The following is a 223-nucleotide window of genomic DNA, read 5'->3' on the forward strand; positions in this document are numbered from 1 at the left end:
GGTCGTCGCATGTTGACTGGCCATGAGTGCCACCGGGCATGATGTTCGGGTGCAGCACCTCACTCCTGGACCTACTCCGGTCATCCTCGCCATCGACGACCTCAGGGCCCTACCTCGAGCGACGCGGCTCGCCCGCACAAGTTGCGATGGAATCCAACTCCTTCAAGAACACCGGGACGTCTTCATCGATGAGCTGTGGCTCGACCACGACCTCGGCGGAGAT

Annotated in this window: 1 protein-coding gene; it reads left to right on the forward strand. The window is 61.9% G+C overall.

What is annotated here, in order from left to right; genetic code table 11:
• Positions 1–22: 22 nt before the first annotated feature.
• On the forward strand, positions 23–223 hold a 201-nt coding region (locus tag BIV25_RS54920), incomplete at its 3' end, for a cyclic-phosphate processing receiver domain-containing protein (protein WP_371273158.1).

The organism is Streptomyces sp. MUSC 14, from assembly GCF_001866675.1.
In the GTDB taxonomy this organism is placed as follows: Bacteria; Actinomycetota; Actinomycetes; order Streptomycetales; family Streptomycetaceae; genus Streptomyces.